Source organism: Stenotrophomonas sp. MMGLT7 (assembly GCF_021168555.1).
Lineage (GTDB): Bacteria > Pseudomonadota > Gammaproteobacteria > Xanthomonadales > Xanthomonadaceae > MMGLT7.
In genome coordinates this window covers 83,872-107,132 of the sequence record NZ_JAJOZS010000001.1, presented here as the reverse complement: position 1 = coordinate 107,132, position 23,261 = coordinate 83,872, and the positions used below count along the sequence as shown (strand labels likewise).

Here is a 23,261-nt window from a genome sequence, read left to right as displayed (position 1 = left end):
CCATCACCGCAAGGAGAAGAATCGTGCATCAGTGCATCACACCCGCGGCCAGGCCGCAAGCCCTGCCGGTCTACCCGGTGGTCAGCCACCGCCTGCTGGTGCGCCAGCAGGCCCGCAACGATGCCCACCGCCACGGCGTGGCACCAGCGCCAGCCATCGCCGCCGCCGAGGCCGAGTACCGCGCCACCGGTGGGAATCGGTTCGCCGCGCGCCGTGCTGCCTGGCTGGCGGTGGACCTGCAGTGCGGACGGGGGAGGGCATAGACATGGCCCGTCTCCGGATTTTCACGATTCGCGTGCCGCTGTGGGCGGTGTTCCTTGGTGTCTACGCCGTTTCGGCCGGCCTGATGTGGGCGCTGGCAGCTATGGCTACGGGGGGCTGAGCCATGTTCTTCCGCAATTTGACATTTTTCCGTTTCCCGTCAGCCATCGACTTCTCGGCTGTCGACGCCCTGCTGCCCCATGCGCAGCTCAAGCCGGTCGGCCCGCTGGAGATGACCTCGCGCGGCTTCATCTCCCCGTTCGGCCGCGACGAGCAGGAGGTGCTCAGCCACCGCACCGGCGAGTTCCTGTGGCTGACCATTGGCGGCGAGGACAAGATTCTGCCCGGCTCGGTGGTCAACGAGTTGCTGGCCCGCAAGCTGGCCGAGATTGAGGAAAGGGAAGGTCGCAAGCTTAGCGGCCGGGCGCGGAAGCGGCTCAAGGACGACCTGGTGCACGAGTTGCTGCCGCGCGCCTTCGTCAAGGTGAGCCGCACCGACGTGTTGCTCGACCTGCAGCACGGCTATGCCGCTGTGGATACCTCCAGCCGCAGGACGGGCGAAGGCGTCGTCAGCGAGATCCGGGCCCTGCTCGGGAGCTTCCCGGCGCTGCCGCTCAATGCCGAAGTCGCGCCGCGCTCTATCCTTACCGGCTGGATCGCCGGCGAGCCGCTACCCGAGGGCCTGTCGCTGGGCGAGGAGGCCGAGTTGCAAGATCCCTGCGAGGGTGGCGGCAAGGTCAAGGTCACCCACCTCGAGTTGCGCAGCGACGAGATCGGCAAGCACCTGGAGGCCGGCAAGCAGGTCACCAAGCTGGCATTGAACCTGGACGACCACGTCTCCTTCGTGCTCGGCGACGACCTGGTGATCCGCAAGCTCAAGTTCCTCGACGGTGCCCTCGACCAGCTGGAGGACAGCGACGCCGATGGCGTGCGCGCAGAGCTGAACGCGCGCTTCGCGCTGATGAGCGGCGAAGTGCGGCGACTGTTCCTGCTGCTGGAACAGGCACTGCACCTGTCTAAGGCGGAGGGCTGAGCCATGGCGAAGCTTGATCCCAGTGACCTCATCCCCGGCGATATCGCAACCCTCGTCGACGACTACCTGGACCACCGCCGCCTGCGCGGCGCAGCGGCCAACACGCTAGCCGCCTACCGCGCGGATCTGGTGCGGCTGGCGGGCTTCCTGCGCCGCTTCGACGTGACCCTGGTGCAGTTGGTGAGCGAGCGCCTGATCAACCAGTGGCTGGACTACGGCCTGGGCCACGAAGGCTGGTCGCGGCGCACTGCGGCGCGGCGGCTGGCGGCGGTGCGCACGTTCATGGCCTGGTGCCGCGGGCAGGGCTTGATGCGTCACGACGCTACGGCCGACGTGCGCATTAAGTTCAGGCCCCGCCTCGTGGTGGCGCCGGAGCTGGAGCCGCTCAAGCAGATGATCGCCGGCATCGGCCAGCGCGAGCCGGTGGATCTGCGCGACCGCGCCATGTTGCTGCTGATGCTGGACGCGGCACTGCGCGCTGGCGAGGTGGTGCTGCTGGACGATGCACCGCTCAATCCGCGTGGCTACACGGTGTTGGAGGAGGCGAGCCGCGTCTACGTCAAGCCGAAGGGCGGCGACGAGGGCGAGTTCGAGGTGGTGGGTATCGAACAGGTGACCGTGGCCGCCGTGCAGGCGTGGCGACGGGTGCGGGCGAAGATGGCGCGACCGGACGAGCCGGCGCTGTTCGTGAACCTGCATGGCCGCCGGCTGTCGCGCCAGGCGCTGTACCTGGCCGTGCGTGACCGCGGCGCGGCAGCGGGCCTTCCGCATCTGCATCCGCACCTGCTGCGGCACCGCCGCCTGGGCGAGGTGGTGGAGAAGGCCGGGTTGGACGCCGGCAGCGCGCTGGCGCGGCACAAGCACAAGTCCACCACGGTCAACGTCTACGGCGCCCACGCCGCGGCGGTGCAGCGCGCCGCCATCCGCACGTTGGCGCCCCTGGGGGAATTGCCATGCAACGCATGATCAGCCACCCCATGCCGCTGCCACCGTGCCGTCACGGCCACGCATCGCGCCATATCCACGATCTGCGCGCAGCGCGGGCCGGTGGCGGGCACTTCGTCGAGTGTGCCTGCAGCGCCACCAGCAAGCACGGCACTTACGACGAGGCGCTGCGCGAGTGGTGCCGCCAGCAAGGCCAGCGCTACCCGGCAAACGGGCAGGGCTGCCTGCCGCTCAACGTCACCCCTATGCGGAGGAATCGCCATGTCCCATAGCCGGCAGAACGAGCGGTTGCTGGCTGCGCTCAAGCAGCGCCCGATGACCGCCGCCGAGATCTGGCGTGACCTGGGCATCGCCCGCGCCAGCGCCCGCGTTCACGACCTGCGCAACGAGGGCCACGACATCGTCAGCACCCCGATCACGGTGCCCAACCGCGATGGCGAGCCCTGTCGTGTAGCGCAATACCGGCTGGCCGATGCCCAGCTCAACCTGCTGCCGCAGTTGCCGGGCAGGGGAGTGATGGCGGCATGAACGCTGGACCAACCTACAACCGGAGCCACAACCACATGGGCGACATCACCATCAGCACGGCGGACGCGGAAATCATCATCCGTCACCGCGCGCCACCGCTCGTCGAGCTGGAATCCACGATTGAAACCCCGCTCGCCTTCGAGCGCGGGAGCGTCACCAGCCCGCGCTGGATCAAGGTGGCCGCCGATGGAGGCCACCTACCCGCAGACAGCACCCGTACGGACCACGTCGCCGTACTGGACACGCACCGCCGCAAGCTGATCTACCCGCACTCCATCGGGGTTGACGGAAAGCGGGCACAGGCCAAGGAGCTGCTGAAGTCCGTCACCGCCCTCGACGCACTCGGCGGCGGCTGGCAAATGGCCGGACGCGAGGATGCCGAATCGATCCTCGATCTGTCGCGGCACAACCCCGCCGTCGATCCCAACCTATTCCCCGGCATCAAACCGGAATGGCATGTCACGTCCACGCCGGCGGCGTGGGCTCCGGCCTCTGCCGCCTGGTGGGTCGACTTCCTCTACGGCGGCGTCAGCGACTACGACCTCGGCTACGACGGTTGGGCGTTGGCGGTTCGTCCGGCCGGTCAGTAATTGGCCTCTTTGCATCCACTCGATCCCGACAGGAAACCCATGAACACACAGACCAAGACCGCTCCCACGAGCGAGCAGTACTTCAAGGTGCTGGCCGACGGCAGTCAGGTACCGGCTTCCGATCCACGCATCGACCACGTTGCCGTGCTCGATACCGTGCGGAACCTGCTGATCCATCCGCATTCGATCGGCATCAACGGCAAGGCCGCGAGCGGCTATCGCCTGAAGGAGGAGAACGTCGTCGCCCAGGTCGATGCGCTCGGCGGCGGTTGGCGCTTCGCCGACGATGAAGAAGCGGCGTCGATCATCCGCCGTGATCGCTACGCCCCTGCCGTCGATCCGAACCTTTTCCCCGGCATCAAGCCCGATTGGCACCTCACGTCCACGCCGGCGGCGTGGGCTCCGGCCTCTGCCGCCTGGTGGGTCGTCTTCGGCAGCGGCGTCGTCTGCGGCTTCGACCTCGACCTCGGCGGTTGGGCGTTGGCGGTTCGTCCGGCCGGTCAGTAATTGGCCTCTTTGCTAAGGGCATCCGATGACATCGCGCTTCCAGCCACCCCCGATCATGAAGGCCGCGGAGAACCTGTGGCTCGCGCTCGAAGAAGCGGTGAGCCGCTTCCCCGCGCGCAAGCACCGCTATGGAATCGGCGCGCGGCTCAACGACACCGCGGCCGAGGTCTACTCGCTGGCGAACCGGGCCTGGCGCGACAGGCGCCAGCAGCGGTACTTGGTCGAGCGGCTGCGCTGGAAGGTGGATGACCTGAAACTGTGCATGACGATGGCAAAGCGCCTGCAGGCGTTCGGCGGGAAGCGCGAATTCTTCCATCTGGCCCTGCAGGCCGAACAGTTGGGCGCCCAGGTGGGCGGCTGGCTGAAGACGCTCTCCCCTAGTGCCCAGAATGCGCAGGTCGCCAATGGCCATGTGCAGCGTGGCCAGAAACTGAGTGCCCGCGACGCCTCCTACCGGGGGGCCAATCCATGACGACGCAGCGCTACCGCAACGGATGCACGGCCGGGTCGCAAGATCGCGGGAACACGGCGGCGTGGGCTCCGGCCTCTGCCGCCTGGTGGGTCAACTTCAACAACGGCAACGTCAACGACAACAACCTCGACAACGACGGTTGGGCGTTGGCGGTTCGTCCGGCCGGTGAGTTTCAAGGGGAACTGGAGCAGGTGTTCCACGCGCTTTATCGCGCGTGGCAGAAAGCACGCCGCAGGAAGGCGCCGAGTTGGGGACAGATGCAGTTCGAGGCCCACCTCACCGACAACCTGCTGGCGCTGGCCCGGCAGATCCTTGCCGGCAGCTGGGAGCCGCGGCGCTCCACCAGCTTCATGGCCATCAAGCCGAAGGCGCGCGAGATCCATGCGCCGGACTTTGCCGACCGCGTGGTGCATCACTGGCTGATCGAGCAACTGGAGCCGGTCTATGCAGCGGTCTTCATCCACGACACGTATGCCGGCCGGCGAGGCAAGGGCGTGCACGCCGCCGTTGATCGCGCACAGCAGTTCGCCCGCCAGGTCGCTTCCGGCCAGGGCGATGGCTGGTACCTCCAACTCGACATCCACAACTTCTTCAATACGGTCCCGCGCGAGATCCTGTGGGCGCTACTCAAGCGCAGGATGCTACGCGCCGGCATGTCGCGCCCGGCGATGCAGGTGGCCCATGCACTACTGCGGCGATCGCCACTGCACGCTGGCGTGGACTACCGCGGCACTCCGGACCAGTACGCCCTCGTGCCGCCGCACAAGCGCCTCAAGAACGCCCCTCCGGGCCGGGGCATGCCCAGCGGCAACTACTCCAGCCAGTTCCTTGCCGAGGTGCTATTGAACGAACTGGATCAGTTCTGCAAGCACCAGCTGAAGGCCCGCCGATATCTGCGTTTCGTGGACGACTTCGTGCTGTTCCATGAAAGCCGCGAGCAACTCCAGGCATGGCTGGTCGAGATCGAGCAGTTCCTGCACCAGAAACTGCAGCTGCGGCTGAAGCCCGACATCCGACTGCGCCCGCTGCGCGAAGGGCTGGACTTCCTCGGCTACGTCGTGTTCCCGACCCATCGACTGCCGCGCCGCCGGGTTGTCGCCAGTGCGCGGGCGGCCCTGGCGGCATGGGAAGACACGCACGTCCGCAGCCACGCCATGCACGGCACGCCGGCCGACTTCCGGCTGATACAGGCCCGCGTCAACAGCTACCTGGGCCACCTGCGTCACGCCAACGCCTGGCGCCTGCAACGCTCACTCCATCGCCGCTTCGGCTGGCTCACCGCCGCCACGTTCCCGCGGCATTTCCCTCTGCGCGCGGAAGGCCGGCGCATCAAGATCAGGATCTGCAAACGATGATCAACGACACCAATCTGGCATGCCGCAGCCATGAGTGCCGCCGCCTGCGTGAGGAGATGCGAGCCGAGATCGACCGGTTGCGCGCCGTCATGCCGTCCGCTCCGGTGGCGCGGGACGATGCGCTGGCGCTGATCAAGAAGTTGACCAGCGCCGCTGGCCTGATGATCTCCGAGATCGACACCGGCGGGCATGAGGTCGATCCAGCCTACCGCCTCGCGCTTTATGAGGCATGGGAAGAAGGCAAGCAATTCTCGGCCGCCCCGCCCGCAGCGCAGGCCGCCACGGATGAGCAGTACGCCGACGCCGACGCCCTGATTGCTCATCTTGATGAGTTGATGGACGACGGCGGACAGGGTGGCGAGAAGTGGGAGCCAGCACAAGCCGCTATCGCCGGCATCCGTCGCTGGCAAGCCAATCCCACAGCGCAGGCCGACCCTAGCTATGACATCGCGTGCGCGACGATTCGGCGCCTGCGTGCGGCACTTGAACTGATCGCGGCACAAGGGGCCAACGCTGGCCCCGACGGTACTCGCACTTCCTGGCGGCACTGGAGCGACATTGCTAGCGAGGCCCTAGCGGTGCCCCCAGCCAGTCTTCTGGCCGACGTTGCAGTGCAGGCCGACCATTCCCCCGGCGCCGGGGAAAAGGGTGCGGCGCAGGCCGTGGACCTAGAGCAGTACCGCAAGCTGTATCGAGCCTACGTCCACCTTCTGGAATCCGGCCGGGATCGAATCATCTCGCTGGGCGGGGGCTGCGACCCGGTTGACGTGATGGAGCGACGCGACCCGAACTTGCGCGAAGCACGCGCCCTCATCGACCAGCAGGCCGGCAAGGGGGTGGATCGTGGCTGAGCAGCCCAAGTTCATCGTTTTCGACAAGCGCCAATCCCTAGTCGAGTCGATCGTCAGCGACCTTTGCACCTTCATGCCGCTGGCGCTCCTCGTCTGGATCAGCCATGGGAGCCGCTGGTGGACGTTCTTCTCGGGCGCGCTGGCTCTGATGTGGGTGCTCTGCCGGCTGTGCTCCGGCGTCTCTCGGCGCCACACGTTCACCAGTGCCGACGCCCTGTGCGCATGGGCCCACCAGGAAGCCGAAAAGGAGGCCAACGATGGCAAGTGACCTGGAGAAGAAGGCACGCAAGATTCTGGCGGCGGAGTACGAAGCGGACGGGCGCATGGGGCTCGCCGAGGCAATCCGATCTTCTGCCCCAAGTCTTGCTGGGGAGACTCGTGCTATCGGAGCACCGCTCCGCGCCATCGTCGCCGCCCTGCGCGCTGCCCCTGCTACCGCCGGCGACGAACCGAGGCTTCCCCCGCTACCGAAGCCAAGTCTCCCGGCTGACACTGGATCTGCCATTGAGCGGACCCACGGCTACACGGCAAAGCAGATGGGCGAGTACGCATTGGAGGCGCTACGTGCTGCCCCTGCTGCCGCTGGCGTGCCGGAGGGACGGGCTGTGGCCTTCCTCGATCTCGGCGTCGGCGGCTACATGGATGTCGGCACGGACCTGAGCGACGAGCAGTTGGCGCAGATACCGAAGGGGCGGCACATGCTCGGCATCATCGGCACCTACGGCGTGGACGGGTACGTTCCTGCCGCCCCCGAGCAGCGGGTAGTGCCGGTAGCGGCCGAAGCGAACGACACGATGGTCGATCGCGTGATCGACGCCCTGGGCAGGGCAGGACTCCAGCCGCCGGACCGTCCACGCGTTCAGCTCATCCTGCACGCCGCTCTGACTGCTGCCTCCGAGCAGCGGGCAGCACCATGCTCTTGCCACGACCACGCTGACGCTATCTGCCCGGAGCACCCAAAGAAGACCGCCCCCGAGCAGCGGGCAGTGCCCACAGCGCTGTACGGGCCTCACGGGAGCGTCGCGTTCACTGCCGATGGGCGTACAGCAGTGAAGAAAAATTGCCCGCCTCCCTCTTGGATGTTCCCGGAAGATGGCGATCAGGATGGTAAACAGGAAGTGCCGGCCATCGTGGAGCAATCCGCGATGTCCAGGCATACCCGCGCCATGCTGCTGAACATTATCTGGCACCACCAGGGCAGCGGCAGCACCGTGGGCCAGCCGCTGCGAGCCATGCTCGGCATCGGCAAGCATGATCGGCTCAGCGACGAGCAGCTTGCCGAGGCGAAGTGGATCGAAGGCCTGCTCGTAGCCGGTGACCATGATCCGGCCGAGCAGCAGGGCGCGGGGAGCGAGGAGCCCACCGGCCTGCCGCCGATCGACCCGCCGGAGGTGCCCCATGCGTGAGCGACCGATCCTGTTCAAGGGTCCGATGGTGCGCGCGATCCTCGAAGGCCGGAAGACGCAGACCCGGCGGGCGGTTCATCCGCGGCATCTTCGGCAGATCAACCCCGGAGTATCAGGCTGCCGCCCGCACTGGACGAATCCGATGCCCTTCGGCCATCCCGGCGACCGGCTGTGGGTGCGAGAGACGCATGCCATCTTCCCGACACACGGCCAGCACCGCGCAGATGGCGAGCGCTGGGGGCCGTGGGGAGGTCTCCCAACGGCAGTGTCGCCGGACGGCAGGCAGATCGCCTACTTCCGCGAGGGCTTCGACCGTTGCGATCCGGGCAGCTGGCACCCCAGCATCCACATGCCGCGCTGGGCCTGCCGCCTGGTGCTGGAGATCACCGACGTGCGCGTCGAGCGGCTGCAGGAGATCAGTGATGCAGATGCTCTCGCCGAAGGCATCCAAGAACTCAACGGGCGCTACACCTACAACGGCGGGCTCCAGTGCCGCACCGCGGTCGGTTCCTTCTGCGCACTGTGGGAGAGCACCGGCGGCGACTGGGAAGCGAACCCATGGGTGTGGGTGATCGGATTCAAGCGCGTCGAGGGCATTGACCAATGACATGGTTAAGCAAGCCCCTCGTCAAGGCACTACGCCGCTTTGCCCACGGTCAGAAAGGGCTGGACGAAGCCACATACCGCCTGCATCTGCAAGCCGTCGGCGCGCGCAGCACGCTGGAGCTTACGCGTGTCCAGCACCAGGCGCTGCTGCAGCGCCTGTGCTCGCTGCCCGATCGCCCGCGGGGGCAGGGGAGCGCAACGCAATGACCTTCCTCACTGTGCGTAACGTTCTCACCGTGGCCGCCGCACCGCAGAGCACCACCGCCCGCCGCATCGGCCAGGTGCTGGGCATCAACCCGGAGCGCGCTCGCAAGCTCAAGGCCCTCGCCGTGGCTGCCACCACGCCGACGCTGCAGGAGTACTCGCTGATGCGCCAGTGCGGCATCAACCTGGCCGAGGCGCGGGCCTACATCGAAATCACTACGCGCACACCGCCCTGCGTACCGGTCGCGGCCGGCTCGAACCTGCATACATGGCTCAAGGATATTTCCCATGGCTGATGGAAACTGCTACAGCCTCCCGTTCCAGAAAGAACTGGTGGTCGACCTGTTCGCCGGCGCCGGCGGCGCCAGCGCGGGCATCGAGGATGCCTACCGCGCGCCCGACGTCGCAGTGAACCACAATCCCATCGCGATCGCGGTGCATCGCGCCAACCACCCGGGCACGCGGCACTACATGGCGGACGTGTTCGAGGTGGACCCCATCGAGGCCACCGGCGGCCAGCCCGTAGGCATCCTCTGGGCCTCGCCGGACTGCCGGCACCACTCCAAGGCCAAGGGCGGCAAGCCGCGCAGTCGCAAGATCCGCGGGTTGGCTTGGGTGATCGTGCGCTGGGCCTATGCCGTGCGCCCTCGCACCATCTACATGGAGAACGTGGAGGAGTTCCGCGACTGGGGCCCGCTGGGCGAGGACGACATGCCCATCCGGGCCCTGCGTGGGCGCACCTTCGAGGCGTTTCGTGCGGTGATGACCACCGGCATGGCCGCCGATCACCCCGATATGGACGAGATACTGGCCGAGATCGGCGAGTACGTGCCCAAGGCGGCGCTCGTGCGCGGGCTGGGCTACACGGCGGACTTCCGCGAGCTGGTGGCCGCGAACTACAAGACCCCCACCATCCGCAAGCGCCTGTACGGCGTGATGCGCTGCGATGGACGACCCATCGTCTGGCCGGAGGCCGAGGCGTTCCGAGATGCCAAGGACCCGGCGCGCCGCTGGCGCACCGCGGCCGAGTGCATCGACTTCTCCGACCTGGGCCGGTCGATCTTCGGCCGCAAGAAGCCGTTGGCCGACGCCAGCCAGCGCCGCATCGCCCGGGGCTGCTGGCGGCATGTCCTATCCGCGGCGCAGCCGTTCATTGTGCCGGCGCACAACGCCGTGACGCCGGCGCCGTTCCTGACCGAGTACGCCAACGCCAGTACCCAGCGCACGTTCGCCGCCGACGAGCCGCTACGCACTCAGGTGGCCCAGGTGAAGGGCGGGCACTTCGCAGTAGCCGCGGCCAACCTCATGACCATCGGCTATGGCGAGCGGGCAGGGCAGGAGGCGCGCTCGCAACCGGTAGGGGCGCCGCTGGGCACCGTCGTCGGCAGTAACAAGCATGCGCTGGTGGCCAGCCACGTGGTCAAGTTTCGCGGCGATAGCATCGGCCACCGCATCGACGTACCGATGCCGACGATCACCGCCGGCGGCGACATGGCCCGGCCTGCCGGCGCCGCTCATGCCTTGGGCATCGCCAGCGCGTTCCTCGAGCAGGCCAACGGCGGTTTCTACGACGGCGACGGCCGCAGCCTGCATGACCCGTGCTCCACCGTGGTGGGCAGCGGCAGCCAGCAGCGCCTGGTGAGCGCCTACCTGGTCAAGTACTACCGCGAAGGCGGCCAATGGCAAGCCTGCGACGAGCCGATGCACACAATACCAACCAAGGCACGCATGGGGCTGGTGCAAGTGATACAGGTGCCGGCGGATATCCTGCCGCCCGAGCAGATGGTCAAGGCCAGGCAATGCGCCGAGTTCCTGCACCGCTGGCTGCCCGAGCACTTCCCCGAGCCGGCCGATCTGGTGCTGGTGGGCGACTACGTGCTCGTGGACATCACCCTGCGCATGCTGCAGCCGGACGAACTGAAGCGCGCCCAGGGATTTCGACCGGACTACATCCTTGATCGAGGGTTGTTCCTGGATCCGGCTACAGGTGCAGTTGAATGGCGGCCGATCACCAAGACCGACCAGGTGCGCCTCATCGGCAACAGCGTGTGCCGCCAACCCGCCGCGGCGTTGGTGCGCGCGAACAACAAGGATCTGATCGACCTGTACGAAAGGATCGCCGCATGAGCCGCGGGCAACAGGTCGTCACGGTGACAGGCACGCTCTCGGCCGATCCCGTCATCCGGGCGCCGCAGGCAGGTGGCCTGGTTGCCGAACTCACCATCCCGGTATCGGAATTCTTCACCGACCGGGCCGGCGAACGGCAGGAGCACACCGAATGGATGCGCATCAAACTGTTCGGCCGGCAAGCCGAGGTGGCGCAGCAGTACCTGGCAAAGGGCCGGCTGGTATCCGTCAAGGGCCGCCAGCACACGGAGACCTGGCAGCAGGACGGCGAGACGCGCTACAGCACATGGATCTATGCCGACGTGCGCAACGGCCTGACGCTGTACGGCGATCGCGAGCACGCCCGCACAGCATCGGCACACCAGGGTAGGGCGGTGCAGCGCTCCGCACCGGATTTCCCACCAGACGAGCGAGGCCTCAATGACTTCGAGTTCTAATTCACGCGCCGGCGGCGCGCATGGCGCGCGGGTGCTGGCTTACCGCGGTACGCAGGTGCTGCAGGTCGACGCCCAGGTACAGCGCCGTGGTGACCGCACTGGCGTGGCCCAGCAATTGCGACAACGCGATGATGTTCACCCCGCGCCGGTGCAACTCGGTGGCGAAGCTGGCACGCAGCAGGTGGGGGTAGTGGCCTTGCCACGGCCGGCCACCGGTGTTCGCTTCCAGCCGGGCGTAGCCGCAAGCCAAGCCGAGTGCTCGGCGGGCGTAGCGGTTCACGATCACCCAGACGCTGCGCGCGTCGCGCAGAGGCCGGCCCTGCGCGGTCAGGAACAGCGCGTTGCGCTTGCCCGGCTTTGTGGTCGAGCGCTGCCGCAGGTAGGTCTCCAGCAGCCCGCGCCAGTGCTTCCCGTACGGCACCAGTCGCTCCTTGTTTCCCTTGCCGAACACCAGCAGGAAGCCGTCATCCAGCACGCTGCCCAGCTGCAGGCCGGCCAGTTCGCCGGCCCGCAGGCCGCATTGGTACAGCGTGGCCATGATCACGTGGTCGCGCAGCCCCACGTAGGTGCTCAGGTCCGGCGCTGCCAGCAGCAGCCCAACCTCGGCATCGCTGAGCGCGCGCACCAGGCGCGGCGCACCGCGCTTTCCCTTGGGCCAGTGCGACGGCTGCCACGCATCGGGCGCCACGTCACGCAGCCAGGCAAACCAGCGGCGCAAGGCGCTGATCTCCAAGTTCACCGACGCCGGTCGCAGCGCATCGCGCCGCGCCGCCACGAACCGCATCAGCGGATCGATGTCGCTGCCGTTATCCGGCACCGTCGCACTGAACGCCACGAAGCGATCGACGGCGGCCACGTACTTGCGCGCCGTCTCGTTGGACCGGCCGAGCGCACGGAGGTACCGCACGAACCGTTCCCGTAGCGCCTCAGCGGGGGCAACGTCCGCCGAACCATAACCCTGTTTTACCACCACCATCCGCCAGCCACCCACGAAATAAGGCCTGGCCTCTGGATCTGAAAATGCGCTGTAAGCAGTTGAAGACCGTGGAATTTGCGCAGGAGCGGATCGCTCCAACCAGCACCACGACCCAATTTCTTACATAATATACATTATGCGAAATTGCATGGACGGCCTATCGCTGGCTGTGGCCTGATCTGGCTGTCGCTCATCGCGCTGCGCACCTTCTCCCATCCCTGGCTACTGCTCCCGACAACGCTGCCAGCCGCCGGATGGCGAAGACACCTGTTCCCAGCCGTTGGGCAGCTTGCGCATCGCCTGGCCGCCTATGCAGGCCATGCCCGATGACTTCGCTGCCGGTGATCCCATGGCAGGCAGCGCGATCACGGAAGTCGAAGGTCCGGGCCTGCCGGCACGCCGGGCTTCGTTGCTCAAGGTGCTGGCTTCCAGCCCTTCGCACAGTCCTACCATGCCCGGATGCGGATGCCTCTTGTAGGCCTCGCAGTTGAATGGCGTGGTGTCCTTCGCCGTGGAGTTATAGGCTGCCCTGGGCGTGCTGGTGATCCGATCGACACCGCCGCCGGTTGCGGCCCGCACTTGGGCCACTGCAGGAACCGCAACGAGCGCGAGCAACGCCCCGAGATATCGAACGTCCATGATTCCCCCTGTAGTCAGGCGGATCATATCCAGTGACGAAGCAGTTTCTCCAGGGCCGCTGTGGGCAAGGCCCGCTGATCCGACGGCCGACGCGAATTCCACATCCGGCTCGTCACGCCTCGCCGCCGCTACCCACGACACCAACCTGGACGCACGCCGCCGCGGAACGCGCCAGCCACACGTCGCCGACCTGCGACAGGAAACGCGTCTACAGCTTCAGCGCCTTGTCCACCGCACCCAGCTGTTCGGCGATCGCGGCCAGCCGGTTGGCTACCGCGATCTTGGAACCGTCCTGTTCCGTCATGCGTACGAGGACGCGCTGATAGTCGTCCCAGAACATGGCGCTTTTCCCATGGGTCCTGTAGCTGGCCGACAACTCAACCCCGGCCAGATCGGACAGATGTCCCGTTCTGCTCTCCATAAGGCCTCCGTATCGGATGCCCCCCGTGAAAGAGACGTTATCCCACAAAGTGTTGCGTTTTCGTTACTGGTGATGCGCCAGCCTAAACGGTTCAGTTTCCGGCGACGACCTTGACGACGCTGGAGAAGTCCAGGCCCCCGTTGCCGGCGCGGCTGTTCATCGCATAGAGGTTGCGGGCCAGTTCGCCCAGCGGGATCGAGGCGCCCACGCCCACCGCCGCCTCCGCCGCCAATCCCAGGTCCTTGAGCATGAGGTCGTTGCCGAAGCCGCCGCTGTAGCCACGCGATGCGGGCGCATTGTCCAGCACGCCCGGCCAGGGATTGCAGACCTCGGTCGCCCAGCTGCGGCCGGTGCTGACCGCCATCATCTGCGACAGCACCTTTGCATCCAGGCCATGGGCCACGCCCAGGGCCAGGGCCTCGCCGGTGACGGCCATGATCACGCCCAGCGCCATGTTGTTGCACAGCTTGGCCACCTGCCCTGCACCGCTGTCGCCGACGTGGAAGATGTTCTTGCCCATGTCGGCCAGGATCGGCCGGGCGCGCTCAAGTACTTCGGTCTCGCCGCCGACGATGAAGGTCAGTGTGCCCGCCGTGGCGCCGGCGGTGCCGCCGGACACAGGTGCATCCAGCATCGCCAGCCCGCGCTGGGCGGCCGCCGCGGCGACCTTGCGCGCCGCGGCGGGTGCGATCGTGCTGCAATCGATGACCAGCGCGTCTGCCGGGATCTTCGCCAGCAATCCGCCCTCGCCCAGGTACAGGCCTTCGACGTGGCGGCTTGCCGGCAGCATCGAGATCACCACCTCGGCATCGACCACGGCGGCGGCGGCGCTGGCGGCGGCCCGCGCGCCGGCTTCGGCGATGCTGGTGACGGCGGTGCCGTTGAGGTCGTAGACGTTCAGCGCGTGGCCTGCCTTGAGCAGGTTCAGGGCCATCGGCCCGCCCATGTTGCCCAGGCCGATGAAGGCGATCTTGCTCATGCGTATGTCCTCCCGTTGGGTGATGGCCCGCTGCCGAGATCGGCCAGCGGGTGCGCGTCGCCGGCCGGCCAGGGGGCCTGGAAGAAGGTCTCGGACCACGCAGGCGTGGCCTCGGCCAGTGTCGCGGGGTTCCAGCGCGGCTGCCGGTCCTTGTCGATCAGCAATGCGCGGATGCCTTCGGCGAAATCGCCATGGGCGGCGCAGTGCAATGCCGCGATGTACTCCATGCGGAAGACATCGGCCAGCGATAACGCCGATGCGCGGCGTTGCAGTTCGAAACCCAGCCGTGCCGAGCCGGGCGATCCGGCGGCCAGGGCCTGCCGCGCGTTGGCCAGCCAGGGATCCTCGTCGCCGATGGCCAGGATCGAGGCGACGATCTCGTCCAGCGTCCTGTCCGCGGCGCACAGGCCGGCGATCAGGCCGCGGTGCCGCTGCAGCGGTCCCGGCCCGGCGCTTCCGGCGTGCTGCCGGAGTACGCCGGTCAGTCGCTCGCGGTTCTCGCCGGCATCGTCCGACCACTCGGCCGCGGCCAGCGCGGCATGGACGGCGGCACGCTGCGCTTCGGCGACGAAGTGGTCGGCCAGGCCGGCATGGATCGCGTCGCCCGCCGCCAGCGGCGCGCCGGTCAGTGCCAGGAACACGCCGCCGCGGTCCGCCACGCGCTGCAGCAGCCAGCTGCCGCCGACGTCCGGGAACAGGCCGATGCCGATCTCGGGAAAGGCCAGCTTCGAGCGCTCGCTGACCACGCGATGGCTGGCGCCGGCCATCAGGCCGATGCCGCCGCCCATGACGATGCCATGGCCCCAGCACAGGATCGGCTTGCGATAGGTATGGATGCGGTAGTCCAGCCGGTACTCGACCTGGAAGAACTCGCTGGCGTAGCCGTTGCTGCGGACATCGGTGCTGCCGCTTGCCTCGTAGTCTCGCATGCCGCGGTACAGTCCGTGCAGGTCGCCGCCGGCGCAGAAGGCCTTGTCGCCCGCGCCCTGCAGGATGACCAGCGCGATGCCGTCGTCGTCGGACCAGGCACGCAGGCGGTCGTCCAGCAGGTGCGACATCGCCAGCGACAGGCCGTTGAGCGTCCCGGGCGCGTTGAGCGTGGCGATGCCGATGCGCTTGCCGCCGCCGGCCGGGCGTTCCTCGAACAGGACCGGCATCCCGGCCGGCGCGGTGCCGCCGTTCATGCGTTCTTCCAGTGTGCCGCGCGCTTCTCCAGGAAGGCGTTGACGCCCTCCACCTGGTCGGCGCTGTCGAACAGGTCGACGAAGGCCTCGCGCTCGCCGGCCAGCGCGCTGGCGTGGGTCTGCGTGCGAGTGGCCTGAACCAGTTTCTTGCAGGCGGCGATGCTGGTCGGGCTCTGCTTCGCCGCCCTGCCCGCCCATTCGAGCGAGCGCGCCAGCGCCTGGCCGGCGGGCACCACCTCCTCGACCAGGCCGATGCGCAGCGCGGTGGCGGCATCGACGCGCTCTCCCAGCAGGATCATGCGCTTGGCCCAGCCCTCGCCCACCAGCCGCGGCAGGTTCTGGGTGCCGCCGGCGCAGGGCAGCAGTCCGACGGTGGCCTCCGGCAAGGCCATCTGCGCCTGTTCCTCGGCGATGCGCAGGTCGCAGGCCAGCGCCCATTCCAGCCCGCCGCCCATGGCGTAGCCGTTGATCGCGGCAATGGAGACGCCGCGGAATGCACTCAGTGTCTCGAATGCCTCGCCGAAGCGGCGTGCCGCCTCGCGTGCCAGCGCCTTGTCGCCTCCGGCGAACTGCTTGAGATCGGCGCCGGCGCAGAAGAACTTCTCGCCCTGGCCGGTGACGACCAGCGCGTAGACGTCGCGGTCGGCATCGAGGTCGCGCACCAGATCGCGCAGCGCGGCCAGGCTGTCGCGCGTCCAGGTGTTGGCCGGCGGGTTGGCGAGGGTGACGATGGCGGTGTGGCCATCGATGGCGACGTCCAGGCTGTGATAGGTCTTCAACGCAGTTCCTCGTCGGTCTTGAGCAGGGCGCGGCTGACGATCATCCGCATGATCTCGTTGGTGCCTTCCAGGATCTGGTGCACCCGCACGTCGCGCAGCAGCCGCTCGATCGGGTATTCGCGGATGTAGCCGTAGCCGCCATGCAGCTGCAGTGCCTCGTTGACGATGCGGAAGCCGGCGTCGGTGGCGAAGGTCTTGGCCATGGCGCAGTAGGTGGTGGCATCGGCGCAGCCGGCGTCCAGGCGGCTGGCCGCCAGCCGTACCATCTGCCGCGCTGCGGTGAGCTGGATCTGCATGTCGGCCAGCTTGAACTGCAGGGCCTGGAAATCGGCGAGATGCCGGCCGAACTGGCGGCGCTCGCCCAGGTAGCGGCGCGCGGCATCGAGCGCGCCCTGCGCCGCGCCCACCGAGCAGATGGCGATGTTGATGCGGCCGCCGTCCAGGCCCTTCATCGCGATCCGGAAGCCCTCGCCCTCCTCGCCCAGCAGGTGGTCGGCCGGCACGCGCACGTTGTCGAAGGTGATGCCGCGCGTGGGCTGCGAGTTCCAGCCCATCTTCTCCTCCTTGCGCCCATAGGAAACGCCGGGCGCATCGGCCGGCACCACGAAGGCGCTGATGCCGCGCGCGCCTTCGCCGCCGGTGCGCGCCATCACCACCAGCACCTGGGTGGCGCCGGCGCCGGAGATGAACGCCTTGGCGCCACTGATCACGTAGTCGTCGCCGGCGCGCCGGGCCTGGGTCTTGAGCGAGGCGGCGTCGGAGCCGGCGCCCGGCTCGGTCAGGCAGTAGGAAGCCAGCTGCCGTCCGCTGGTCAGCGCCGGGCCCCACTGCTCGCGCAATGCCGGCGTGGCCCAGCGCGAGATCATCCAGGTCGCCATGTTGTGGATGGTGATGAAGGCGGTGGTGGAAGGATCGGCCGCGGCCAGCTCCTCGAACACGAGCGTGGCATCCAGCCGCGGCAGTGCCAGGCCGCCGGCCTCCTCGCTCGAGTACAGCCCGCAGAATCCAAGTTCGCCCGCCTTGGCGAACGCCTCGACCGGGAAGATGCCTTCCGCATCCCAGTGCGCGGCATGCGGCGCCAGCTCGGCGGCGGCGAATTCGCGCGCGGCCTGCTGGAAGGCGCGCTGTTCGTCGTTGAGTTCGAAATCCACGTGCGCTCCTACTTCAGCGAAATGGTGGTGTTGACGCCGTGGCCCAGGGTGTCGTCGTCGAACCAGCGCGCCGTCACCGTCTTGGTCTGGGTGTAGAACGTCACCACCTGCTTGCCGTACGGGCCGAGGTCGCCCAGCTTGGAGGCACGCGAGCCGGTGAACGAGAACAGCGGCACCGGCACCGGGATCGGCACGTTGATCCCCACCTGGCCCACGTCGATGTCCTCCTGGAAGCGCCGCGCGGCCGCGCCGGACTGGGTGAACACCGCGGTGCCGTTGCCGTTGGGATTGGCGTTGACCAGCGCGATGGCCTCCTCCAGCGTCGCCGCCTCCAGGATCACCAGTACCGGTCCGAAGATCTCCTCGTCGTAGATGCGCATGCCCGGCCTGACGCCGGAGAAGATCGTCGGCCCGACGAAGTTGCCCTTCTCGAAGCCCTCCACCCGCGGGTTGCGGCCGTCCAGTTCCAGCGTGGCCCCCTGCTCCACGCCCGACGCGATCAGGCCCTCCACCCGCTCGCGCGCGGCGCAGGAGATGACCGGGCCGACATCGGTGCCGGCCGCGCTGCCGGCGCCGACCTTCAGGCCCTTCGCCTTGGCCACCAGGTCCGGGATCCACTCGCGTGCCTCGCCCACCAGCACCAGCGTGGAGGCGGCCATGCAGCGCTGGCCGGCGGCGCCGAACGCCGCGCCGACCATCGCGTTGAGGGTCTGCTCCCTGTTGGCATCGGGCAGGACCACCGCGTGGTTCTTGGCCCCCATCATGCATTGCACGCGCTTGCCCGCCTGCGAGGCGCGGTGGTAGACGTGCGTGCCCACGCGGGTGGAGCCGACGAACGACACCGCCTTGATGTCCGGGTGGTCGCAGATGGCGTTGACCACCTCCTCGCCGCCGTGGACGACATTGAGCACGCCCTTGGGGATGCCCGCCTCCAGCGCCAGCTCGACCAGGCGCATGGTCACCATCGGGTCCTGCTCGGACGGCTTGAGCACGAATGTGTTGCCGGTGGCGATGGCCATCGGGAACATCCACAGCGGAATCATCGCCGGGAAGTTGAACGGAGTGATGCCGGCGCACACGCCCAGCGGTTGCAGCAGCGTGTAGGTATCCACGCCGTTGGCCACGTTGTTGGCCAGCTCGCCCAGCTGCAGGTTGCCGATCGCGGCGGCGTGCTCGACCACCTCCAGGCCGCGGAACACGTCGCCCTCGGCATCGGGCAGGGTCTTGCCCTGCTCGGCGCTGAGGATCGCCGCCAGCTCGTCCATGTGCTCGCGGATCAGCTGCTGGTACCTGAGGAAGATGCGCGCGCGCGTGCCGATCGGGGTCTTGCGCCAGCTCTTGAACGCCTCCTGCGCGGCGGCGACGGCGGCGCCCACCTCGTCCACGGTGGCGAACGGCACCTGCGCCAGCACCTCCTGCGTGGCGGGATTGGTCACGTCGCGCCACTGCCGGGCCTGCGAAGCAACGAACCGGCCATCGATCAGCAAGGGGATGCGGGGTGTTTCGGTCATGGCATGACTCACGGGGTGCACGGGAATTCGCATTATTCGCATCCGGATTCATATGAAAATGTGGGAAAATGCTTAATCGTGCGAAGATCGCGCAAGCTTTTGCGAATACTGCGAATCATGAACACGGGCAAACGCCACATTGGCCTGCGGCTGCAGAGGCTGCGCGAGCAGCAGGGCCTGAACCAGGCAGCACTGGCACGGGCACTGGGCATCTCCCCCAGCTACCTGAACCAGATCGAGCGCAACCAGCGGCCGCTGACCGTGGCCGTGCAGTTCCGCATCGAGGCGCTGTTCGGCGCCCAGCCCGCCCTGTTCGATGACGGCAACACCGGCGCACTGGCGATCCAGCTGCGCGAGGCGATGGCCGACCTGGGCCGCAGCGGCGCCACGGCCACCGAACTGAAATCGCTGGCCGGCAACTTCCCCGACATCGCCCATCTGCTGCTCGAACTGCACCGTGCCCAGCGCGCCAACAAGGAGCGCGCCGACGCGCTGGCCCTGCAGCTGGGCGACGCCGCGCATCCCGCCGCAGGGCCGGACGTCGGCGACCGCGTGCGCGACTACTTCAACCGTCGCCAGAACCACATCGCCGAGCTCGACGATTTGGCCGAGGCCCTGTTCCGCGAACAGGGCTTCGTGGTCGGCCAGGTGGCCCCGCGCATCCGCCAGCGCCTGCTCGACCGCCACGGCGTGCTGACCGAAGTCGTCGACGATGGCGACACCGCCGGCGCCGCCGGCAAGCGCCGCTACGACGCGCAGTCGCGCGTGCTGCGCCTGCCCGGCTACCTGCGCTCGGGCCAGCGGGCGTTCCAGATGGCTGCGCAGCTGGCACTGCTGGAACAGGGCGAACTGATCGACCGGCTGATCGCCAGCGCCGGCTTCGACGACGCCGAGCATGTCGCGCAGGCCCGCATCGGCCTGTCCAACTACTTCGCCGGCGCGCTGGTGATGCCCTATGGCGAATTCCTGCGCAGCGCCGCCGGTTGCCGCTACGACATCGAATGGCTGGCGCAGCACTTCGGCGTCGGCTTCGAGGCGATCTGCCACCGCCTCAGCACCCTGCACCGCCGCAGCGATCCCGGCCTGCCGTTCTTCTTCATGCGCGTGGACCGCGCCGGCAACGTCTCCAAGCGGCACTCGGCCACCGACTTCCACTTCTCCCATGTCGGCGGTTCGTGCCCGCTGTGGATCGTCTACGAGGCGTTCAACCAGCCCGGCCGCGTGCTCACCCAGGTCGCACGCATGCCCGATGGCCGCCGCCACTTCTGGATCGCGCGCCAGGTCAGCAGCGGTGCGGCCGGCTACGGCAAGCCGCGCAAGACCTTCGCCGTCAGCCTGGGTTGCGACCTGCGCCACGCCGGCCATCTCGTGTACTCGGACGGCCTGGACCTGGAGAACCCGCAATCGGTCACTCCGATCGGCCCCGGCTGCCGTGTCTGCGAGCGCGGCGATTGCATCCAGCGGGCATTCCCGGCGCTGCCGGGGGTGGCGGCTGTCCCGCAGTGATCGACGATGGCGGATCGGGGAAGTGGTGGGCGCGCGCGGGAACTGCGTCTGCTCCATGGCCCTACTGCGCATTCCAGATGCTCCTGGCCACGAAACCTTGCTGCGGATCGGCGCTTCCGCCACTTCAGGCTGGAGGAGCCGCAAGACCGGTCTATCTGCAACGAAAACCCGGCATTTCCAAGCGGCTTTGGCGAAGTTCCAATAGCCCCGCATCTCAAAGCATCCGGCATGCCATACAACCGAGGTTCATGTTCGAGGCAACAGGCTCCGAGGACCAGCCGCAGCGTTGCGACCGGATTCGGATGGGGCGACCCGGGTGCCCAGGGGCCGGGCGGGCCGCCGACACGGGGCGATTGCCGATCACCGGACGAGCAGGTTTCGCCCTTGCCACTACGCCTCGCAAGCGGCTTTCAAGCCCTACGTGATCCATCGACCCGAAGGAGCTACCGCATGCTTTATCTCGATACCCCGACGTCCCGTGACCTGGACTCCCTGAACACGCTGCGTGCGGATGCCTGCGTGTCGATCTACCTGCCGACGACACCGATCACCCAGGACATCCAGCAGGCGCGGATCACGCTTTCCAACCTGTCGAAGGAGGCGGTCAGGCAGCTTCGCGAGGCCGGGACGGACAAGCGGCGGCTGGCGGCGCTGCAGGAGTACCTGGACGATCTCGCCGACGACGAGGAATTCTGGCGGTTCCAGGCGCACAGCCTTGCCGTCTTCGCCACCCCGGATTCGCTGCGCACGTACCGGCTGGCCAACAGGCTGAGCGAGATGGTGGAGGTGTCGGACCGCTTCCACCTCAAGCCGCTGATCCGCTCCATCACCTTCCCGCATGCGGCCTACGTGCTGGCGATATCGGAGAACGCGGTGCGGCTGGTGGAAATCTCGCCGGACCTGCCGGCGGCGGCGTTGAAGGTCCCCGACCTGCCCACGGATGCGGCCAGCGCCGTCTACAAGTCCACCGTCAACGAGCGTTCTCCGAGCGGGCGCCTGCAGGGCAGCGAGGGCCAGAAGACCCGCCTGACACAGTATGCGCGCAAGGTCGACGCCGCCCTGCGCCCGTTCCTCGCCGGCAGCGAGCTCCCCGTGATCCTCGCCGCGACGCAGCCCGTGGAGGCCATCTTCCGCTCCGTCGGTTCCATCCAGGCCCTGCCGCAGGCGATCAGCGGAAGCCACGACCGCACCAGCGAAGCCGATCTCGCAACGGCCGCGCGCCCCATCCTCGATGCCCACTACGAGAAGCAGATCGCCGACTTCCACGCCCTGTTCGACACCCGCAAGGGCCAGAGCCGCGCCACGACCGACATCTCCGACGCCGCACGGGCCGCGACCTTCGGCAACATCGAGCAGCTGCTGATCGACATCGACAACGTGGTGAACGGCAGCGTGGACGAGGAGACCGGCATGGTGACCTTCGACGAAGCCGGCGATGCCCGCAACTACGGTGTCGTCGACGAGATCGCCAGCCGTGCGCTGCGCTCGGGCGCGAAGGTGTTCGGGGCGCGCAAGGACGACATCCCCGGCCGCGAGTCCCTCGCCGCGATCCTGCGCAGCCCGGTCTGAGCTTGCGTCAGGGCGGACTCCGCCCGGTGCCTGCGGTCATTGCCGGCGGGTCGCGACGAGAACGTCGCAGGCGGCCTCGCCCAGCACCCGCCGCGCGACACTGCCGAGAAGCGCCTGCATGGCGGCGCCCCGGCCCTGCGATCCCAGCGCCAGCAGGTCGATGCGCGAGCCTTTCGAGAAGCGCACGAGCGCGGGCCCGGGATCGCCGTCGAGGATGCGAACGGCGGGCCCCTTCCCTCCCAGGATGTGGCGCTTGAATGCGGAGAGATCCTCGCGGGCCTTGTCGGCCAGCATCGCGCGGTATCGATTCATCTCGGCCTGCGACGTCCCGGCGCGCAGCAGCGCCTGCCGGAACGGGAGCGGGATGTCGACGGCCTGCACCATTTGGACGGCTGCGTCCGGGGCCAGCGTGCGCGCCTGCGCCAACGCTCTTTCCGACAGCGGCGAGCCATCGATGGCGACGGCCATGCGCCGATAGGGCCCTGCCGACGGTTTCCTGGCGACGAGGACCGGTGCGGTGGATGTCCTGACTACCCGGTCCGCCGTCGAACCCAGGATCCTGTCCTTGAGCGACTGCCCCTTGCCAGGCCCGATGACCACGACATCCGCGTGCCGCTCGTGCGCCGTATGCGTTATGACCTCGTGCGGCGACCCGAATGCCACGCGTAGCTCGGTTCGTGCCATCCGGCCGTTTTCGAGCAGTTTCGCTTCCATCGCCGCAATTGCCTGTCGTTCGAGCTGGGCGCGCAATTCGCTCTGGGTGAGCTTCATGTGGGCGGCCGTCGACGGCAGCGGTTCCTCCTCGATGACGTGCAACGCGACCAGTCGGGCCCCGTGCGCAGCTGCGAGCTGCACCGCCCGGGCCAGCACCGCATCGCTGCCGGCCTCGAGATCGAGAGCGACGAGGACCGTGTTCACCTTTTCCATCGTCTCTGCCTCTTGGGCTGCGGATTGGCAAGTGGAACACATGCGTCCCGCCATCGCAGGCGGAGACTTCGGCACAGCGTTCCGGAGGATGGTGGCGCACGTGGCCTGCTCGGCGGCGTCCGGCGGCATATCCTTCGCTCCACTTGCCGGACCGGCTCCAGGACGTGGCGCTCCGGCCACGCTCCGAGTATGTAATGACATCGCTGCCGCCCGCATACGTGAGGGATCACGAAATCACGTGACCCGAGCCCGTCGGGGTGGACGAGGAAAATCAGCGGGAACCGGCGTTCCCAGTCT

At 68.0% G+C, this 23,261-nt stretch carries 27 protein-coding genes; 18 read left to right on the top strand and 9 right to left on the bottom strand.

Annotated features, from left to right (window positions below):
* The first annotated feature begins 23 nt into the window (after positions 1 to 23).
* The 16 genes from LRX76_RS00480 to ssb all read left to right on the top strand — a co-directional run bounded on the left by LRX76_RS00480 (position 24) and on the right by ssb (position 11,322).
* Positions 24 to 263: a hypothetical protein gene (locus LRX76_RS00480; protein WP_231800561.1), complete on the top strand. Its 240-nt coding sequence runs from the start codon at positions 24 to 26 to the stop codon at positions 261 to 263.
* Positions 264 to 385: 122 nt separating this feature from the next.
* Positions 386 to 1,294 carry a recombination-associated protein RdgC gene (locus tag LRX76_RS00475; protein WP_231800560.1) on the top strand — a complete coding sequence of 303 codons (909 nt, stop codon included), beginning with the start codon at positions 386 to 388 and terminating at the stop codon, positions 1,292 to 1,294.
* A 3-nt stretch (positions 1,295 to 1,297) separates the two neighbouring features.
* Positions 1,298 to 2,260 carry a tyrosine-type recombinase/integrase gene (locus tag LRX76_RS00470; protein WP_231800559.1) on the top strand — a complete coding sequence of 321 codons (963 nt, stop codon included), beginning with the start codon at positions 1,298 to 1,300 and terminating at the stop codon, positions 2,258 to 2,260.
* Positions 2,248 to 2,511, top strand: a complete 264-nt coding sequence (locus tag LRX76_RS00465) for a hypothetical protein (protein ID WP_231800550.1) — start codon at positions 2,248 to 2,250, stop codon at positions 2,509 to 2,511. Before LRX76_RS00470 ends, LRX76_RS00465 begins: the two co-directional genes overlap by 13 nt.
* A complete protein-coding gene (locus LRX76_RS00460; protein WP_231800548.1) occupies positions 2,501 to 2,767 on the top strand; it encodes a helix-turn-helix domain-containing protein in 267 nt (88 codons plus the stop codon). Before LRX76_RS00465 ends, LRX76_RS00460 begins: the two co-directional genes overlap by 11 nt.
* Positions 2,768 to 2,802: 35 nt before the next feature.
* The gene (locus LRX76_RS00455) at positions 2,803 to 3,357 is read left to right on the top strand and encodes a DUF1566 domain-containing protein (protein WP_231800546.1); all 555 of its coding nucleotides are present in this window, start codon (positions 2,803 to 2,805) and stop codon (positions 3,355 to 3,357) included.
* Positions 3,358 to 3,396: 39 nt separating this feature from the next.
* Positions 3,397 to 3,864, top strand: a complete 468-nt coding sequence (locus LRX76_RS00450; protein WP_231800544.1) for a DUF1566 domain-containing protein — start codon at positions 3,397 to 3,399, stop codon at positions 3,862 to 3,864.
* 25 nt (positions 3,865 to 3,889) lie between these two features.
* Positions 3,890 to 4,336: a four helix bundle protein gene (locus LRX76_RS00445; RefSeq protein WP_231800542.1), complete on the top strand. Its 447-nt coding sequence runs from the start codon at positions 3,890 to 3,892 to the stop codon at positions 4,334 to 4,336.
* A complete protein-coding gene (locus LRX76_RS00440; RefSeq protein WP_231800540.1) occupies positions 4,333 to 5,691 on the top strand; it encodes a reverse transcriptase domain-containing protein in 1,359 nt (452 codons plus the stop codon). Before LRX76_RS00445 ends, LRX76_RS00440 begins: the two co-directional genes overlap by 4 nt.
* Positions 5,688 to 6,542 carry a hypothetical protein gene (locus LRX76_RS00435; protein ID WP_231800539.1) on the top strand — a complete coding sequence of 285 codons (855 nt, stop codon included), beginning with the start codon at positions 5,688 to 5,690 and terminating at the stop codon, positions 6,540 to 6,542. Before LRX76_RS00440 ends, LRX76_RS00435 begins: the two co-directional genes overlap by 4 nt.
* The gene (locus LRX76_RS00430; protein WP_231800538.1) at positions 6,535 to 6,810 is read left to right on the top strand and encodes a hypothetical protein; all 276 of its coding nucleotides are present in this window, start codon (positions 6,535 to 6,537) and stop codon (positions 6,808 to 6,810) included. Before LRX76_RS00435 ends, LRX76_RS00430 begins: the two co-directional genes overlap by 8 nt.
* Positions 6,800 to 7,948 (top strand): hypothetical protein, encoded by a 1,149-nt coding sequence (locus LRX76_RS00425; RefSeq protein WP_231800537.1) that lies wholly within the window; start codon positions 6,800 to 6,802, stop codon positions 7,946 to 7,948. Before LRX76_RS00430 ends, LRX76_RS00425 begins: the two co-directional genes overlap by 11 nt.
* A complete protein-coding gene (locus LRX76_RS00420; protein ID WP_231800536.1) occupies positions 7,941 to 8,555 on the top strand; it encodes a hypothetical protein in 615 nt (204 codons plus the stop codon). The genes LRX76_RS00425 and LRX76_RS00420 overlap by 8 nt, the downstream gene beginning before the upstream one ends.
* A gap of 202 nt (positions 8,556 to 8,757) precedes the next feature.
* Positions 8,758 to 9,054 carry a hypothetical protein gene (locus LRX76_RS00415; protein WP_231800535.1) on the top strand — a complete coding sequence of 99 codons (297 nt, stop codon included), beginning with the start codon at positions 8,758 to 8,760 and terminating at the stop codon, positions 9,052 to 9,054.
* Positions 9,047 to 10,885 carry a DNA cytosine methyltransferase gene (locus LRX76_RS00410; protein ID WP_231800532.1) on the top strand — a complete coding sequence of 613 codons (1,839 nt, stop codon included), beginning with the start codon at positions 9,047 to 9,049 and terminating at the stop codon, positions 10,883 to 10,885. Before LRX76_RS00415 ends, LRX76_RS00410 begins: the two co-directional genes overlap by 8 nt.
* Entirely contained in the window at positions 10,882 to 11,322 is a 441-nt protein-coding gene (gene ssb, locus LRX76_RS00405; protein ID WP_231800531.1) for a single-stranded DNA-binding protein, read from the top strand. The genes LRX76_RS00410 and ssb overlap by 4 nt, the downstream gene beginning before the upstream one ends.
* Position 11,323: 1 nt before the next feature.
* On the opposite strand, the gene LRX76_RS00400 is transcribed toward ssb, so the two are convergent.
* The 8 genes from LRX76_RS00400 to LRX76_RS00365 all read right to left on the bottom strand — a co-directional run bounded on the left by LRX76_RS00400 (position 11,324) and on the right by LRX76_RS00365 (position 18,962).
* On the bottom strand, positions 11,324 to 12,229 hold the full coding sequence (locus LRX76_RS00400) for a tyrosine-type recombinase/integrase (RefSeq protein ID WP_231800530.1): 906 nt from the start codon (positions 12,227 to 12,229) through the stop codon (positions 11,324 to 11,326).
* Positions 12,230 to 12,520: 291 nt separating this feature from the next.
* Entirely contained in the window at positions 12,521 to 12,937 is a 417-nt protein-coding gene (locus LRX76_RS00395; RefSeq protein ID WP_231800528.1) for a hypothetical protein, read from the bottom strand.
* A gap of 208 nt (positions 12,938 to 13,145) precedes the next feature.
* A complete protein-coding gene (locus LRX76_RS00390; protein WP_231800526.1) occupies positions 13,146 to 13,358 on the bottom strand; it encodes a hypothetical protein in 213 nt (70 codons plus the stop codon).
* Positions 13,359 to 13,449: 91 nt separating this feature from the next.
* On the bottom strand, positions 13,450 to 14,337 hold the full coding sequence (mmsB, locus tag LRX76_RS00385) for a 3-hydroxyisobutyrate dehydrogenase (protein WP_231800525.1): 888 nt from the start codon (positions 14,335 to 14,337) through the stop codon (positions 13,450 to 13,452).
* A complete protein-coding gene (locus LRX76_RS00380) occupies positions 14,334 to 15,521 on the bottom strand; it encodes an enoyl-CoA hydratase/isomerase family protein (protein WP_231800523.1) in 1,188 nt (395 codons plus the stop codon). Before LRX76_RS00380 ends, mmsB begins: the two co-directional genes overlap by 4 nt.
* Entirely contained in the window at positions 15,518 to 16,300 is a 783-nt protein-coding gene (locus LRX76_RS00375) for an enoyl-CoA hydratase (RefSeq protein ID WP_231800522.1), read from the bottom strand. The genes LRX76_RS00380 and LRX76_RS00375 overlap by 4 nt, the downstream gene beginning before the upstream one ends.
* Entirely contained in the window at positions 16,297 to 17,451 is a 1,155-nt protein-coding gene (locus LRX76_RS00370; RefSeq protein WP_231800520.1) for an acyl-CoA dehydrogenase family protein, read from the bottom strand. The genes LRX76_RS00375 and LRX76_RS00370 overlap by 4 nt, the downstream gene beginning before the upstream one ends.
* 8 nt (positions 17,452 to 17,459) lie before the next feature.
* Positions 17,460 to 18,962: a CoA-acylating methylmalonate-semialdehyde dehydrogenase gene (locus LRX76_RS00365; protein WP_231800516.1), complete on the bottom strand. Its 1,503-nt coding sequence runs from the start codon at positions 18,960 to 18,962 to the stop codon at positions 17,460 to 17,462.
* A gap of 117 nt (positions 18,963 to 19,079) precedes the next feature.
* Between LRX76_RS00365 and LRX76_RS00360 the strand changes: the two genes are divergently transcribed.
* Positions 19,080 to 20,468, top strand: a complete 1,389-nt coding sequence (locus LRX76_RS00360; RefSeq protein WP_231800514.1) for a short-chain fatty acyl-CoA regulator family protein — start codon at positions 19,080 to 19,082, stop codon at positions 20,466 to 20,468.
* A gap of 450 nt (positions 20,469 to 20,918) precedes the next feature.
* Positions 20,919 to 22,037 carry a hypothetical protein gene (locus LRX76_RS00355; protein ID WP_231800505.1) on the top strand — a complete coding sequence of 373 codons (1,119 nt, stop codon included), beginning with the start codon at positions 20,919 to 20,921 and terminating at the stop codon, positions 22,035 to 22,037.
* Positions 22,038 to 22,073: 36 nt separating this feature from the next.
* Here LRX76_RS00355 and LRX76_RS00350 read toward each other — a convergent pair whose 3' ends face one another.
* Entirely contained in the window at positions 22,074 to 22,964 is an 891-nt protein-coding gene (locus LRX76_RS00350; protein WP_231800503.1) for a universal stress protein, read from the bottom strand.
* Between the last annotated feature and the right edge of the window lie 297 nt (positions 22,965 to 23,261).

Excerpts from the sequence above, each read along its gene's own strand:
- LRX76_RS00475 (WP_231800560.1), top strand. The coding sequence starts at position 386 with ATGTTCTTCCGCAATTTGACATTTTTCCGTTTCCCGTCAGCCATCGAC.
- LRX76_RS00470 (WP_231800559.1), top strand. The coding sequence starts at position 1,298 with ATGGCGAAGCTTGATCCCAGTGACCTCATCCCCGGCGATATCGCAACC.
- LRX76_RS00465 (WP_231800550.1), top strand. The coding sequence starts at position 2,248 with ATGCAACGCATGATCAGCCACCCCATGCCGCTGCCACCGTGCCGTCAC.
- LRX76_RS00460 (WP_231800548.1), top strand. The coding sequence starts at position 2,501 with ATGTCCCATAGCCGGCAGAACGAGCGGTTGCTGGCTGCGCTCAAGCAG.
- LRX76_RS00455 (WP_231800546.1), top strand. The coding sequence starts at position 2,803 with ATGGGCGACATCACCATCAGCACGGCGGACGCGGAAATCATCATCCGT.
- LRX76_RS00450 (WP_231800544.1), top strand. The coding sequence starts at position 3,397 with ATGAACACACAGACCAAGACCGCTCCCACGAGCGAGCAGTACTTCAAG.
- LRX76_RS00445 (WP_231800542.1), top strand. The coding sequence starts at position 3,890 with ATGACATCGCGCTTCCAGCCACCCCCGATCATGAAGGCCGCGGAGAAC.
- LRX76_RS00440 (WP_231800540.1), top strand. The coding sequence starts at position 4,333 with ATGACGACGCAGCGCTACCGCAACGGATGCACGGCCGGGTCGCAAGAT.
- LRX76_RS00435 (WP_231800539.1), top strand. The coding sequence starts at position 5,688 with ATGATCAACGACACCAATCTGGCATGCCGCAGCCATGAGTGCCGCCGC.
- LRX76_RS00425 (WP_231800537.1), top strand. The coding sequence starts at position 6,800 with ATGGCAAGTGACCTGGAGAAGAAGGCACGCAAGATTCTGGCGGCGGAG.
- LRX76_RS00420 (WP_231800536.1), top strand. The coding sequence starts at position 7,941 with ATGCGTGAGCGACCGATCCTGTTCAAGGGTCCGATGGTGCGCGCGATC.
- LRX76_RS00415 (WP_231800535.1), top strand. The coding sequence starts at position 8,758 with ATGACCTTCCTCACTGTGCGTAACGTTCTCACCGTGGCCGCCGCACCG.
- LRX76_RS00410 (WP_231800532.1), top strand. The coding sequence starts at position 9,047 with ATGGCTGATGGAAACTGCTACAGCCTCCCGTTCCAGAAAGAACTGGTG.
- ssb (WP_231800531.1), top strand. The coding sequence starts at position 10,882 with ATGAGCCGCGGGCAACAGGTCGTCACGGTGACAGGCACGCTCTCGGCC.
- LRX76_RS00395 (WP_231800528.1), bottom strand. The coding sequence starts at position 12,937 with ATGGACGTTCGATATCTCGGGGCGTTGCTCGCGCTCGTTGCGGTTCCT.
- LRX76_RS00390 (WP_231800526.1), bottom strand. The coding sequence starts at position 13,358 with ATGGAGAGCAGAACGGGACATCTGTCCGATCTGGCCGGGGTTGAGTTG.
- mmsB (WP_231800525.1), bottom strand. The coding sequence starts at position 14,337 with ATGAGCAAGATCGCCTTCATCGGCCTGGGCAACATGGGCGGGCCGATG.
- LRX76_RS00380 (WP_231800523.1), bottom strand. The coding sequence starts at position 15,521 with ATGAACGGCGGCACCGCGCCGGCCGGGATGCCGGTCCTGTTCGAGGAA.
- LRX76_RS00365 (WP_231800516.1), bottom strand. The coding sequence starts at position 18,962 with ATGACCGAAACACCCCGCATCCCCTTGCTGATCGATGGCCGGTTCGTT.
- LRX76_RS00360 (WP_231800514.1), top strand. The coding sequence starts at position 19,080 with ATGAACACGGGCAAACGCCACATTGGCCTGCGGCTGCAGAGGCTGCGC.
- LRX76_RS00355 (WP_231800505.1), top strand. The coding sequence starts at position 20,919 with ATGCTTTATCTCGATACCCCGACGTCCCGTGACCTGGACTCCCTGAAC.
- LRX76_RS00350 (WP_231800503.1), bottom strand. The coding sequence starts at position 22,964 with ATGGAAAAGGTGAACACGGTCCTCGTCGCTCTCGATCTCGAGGCCGGC.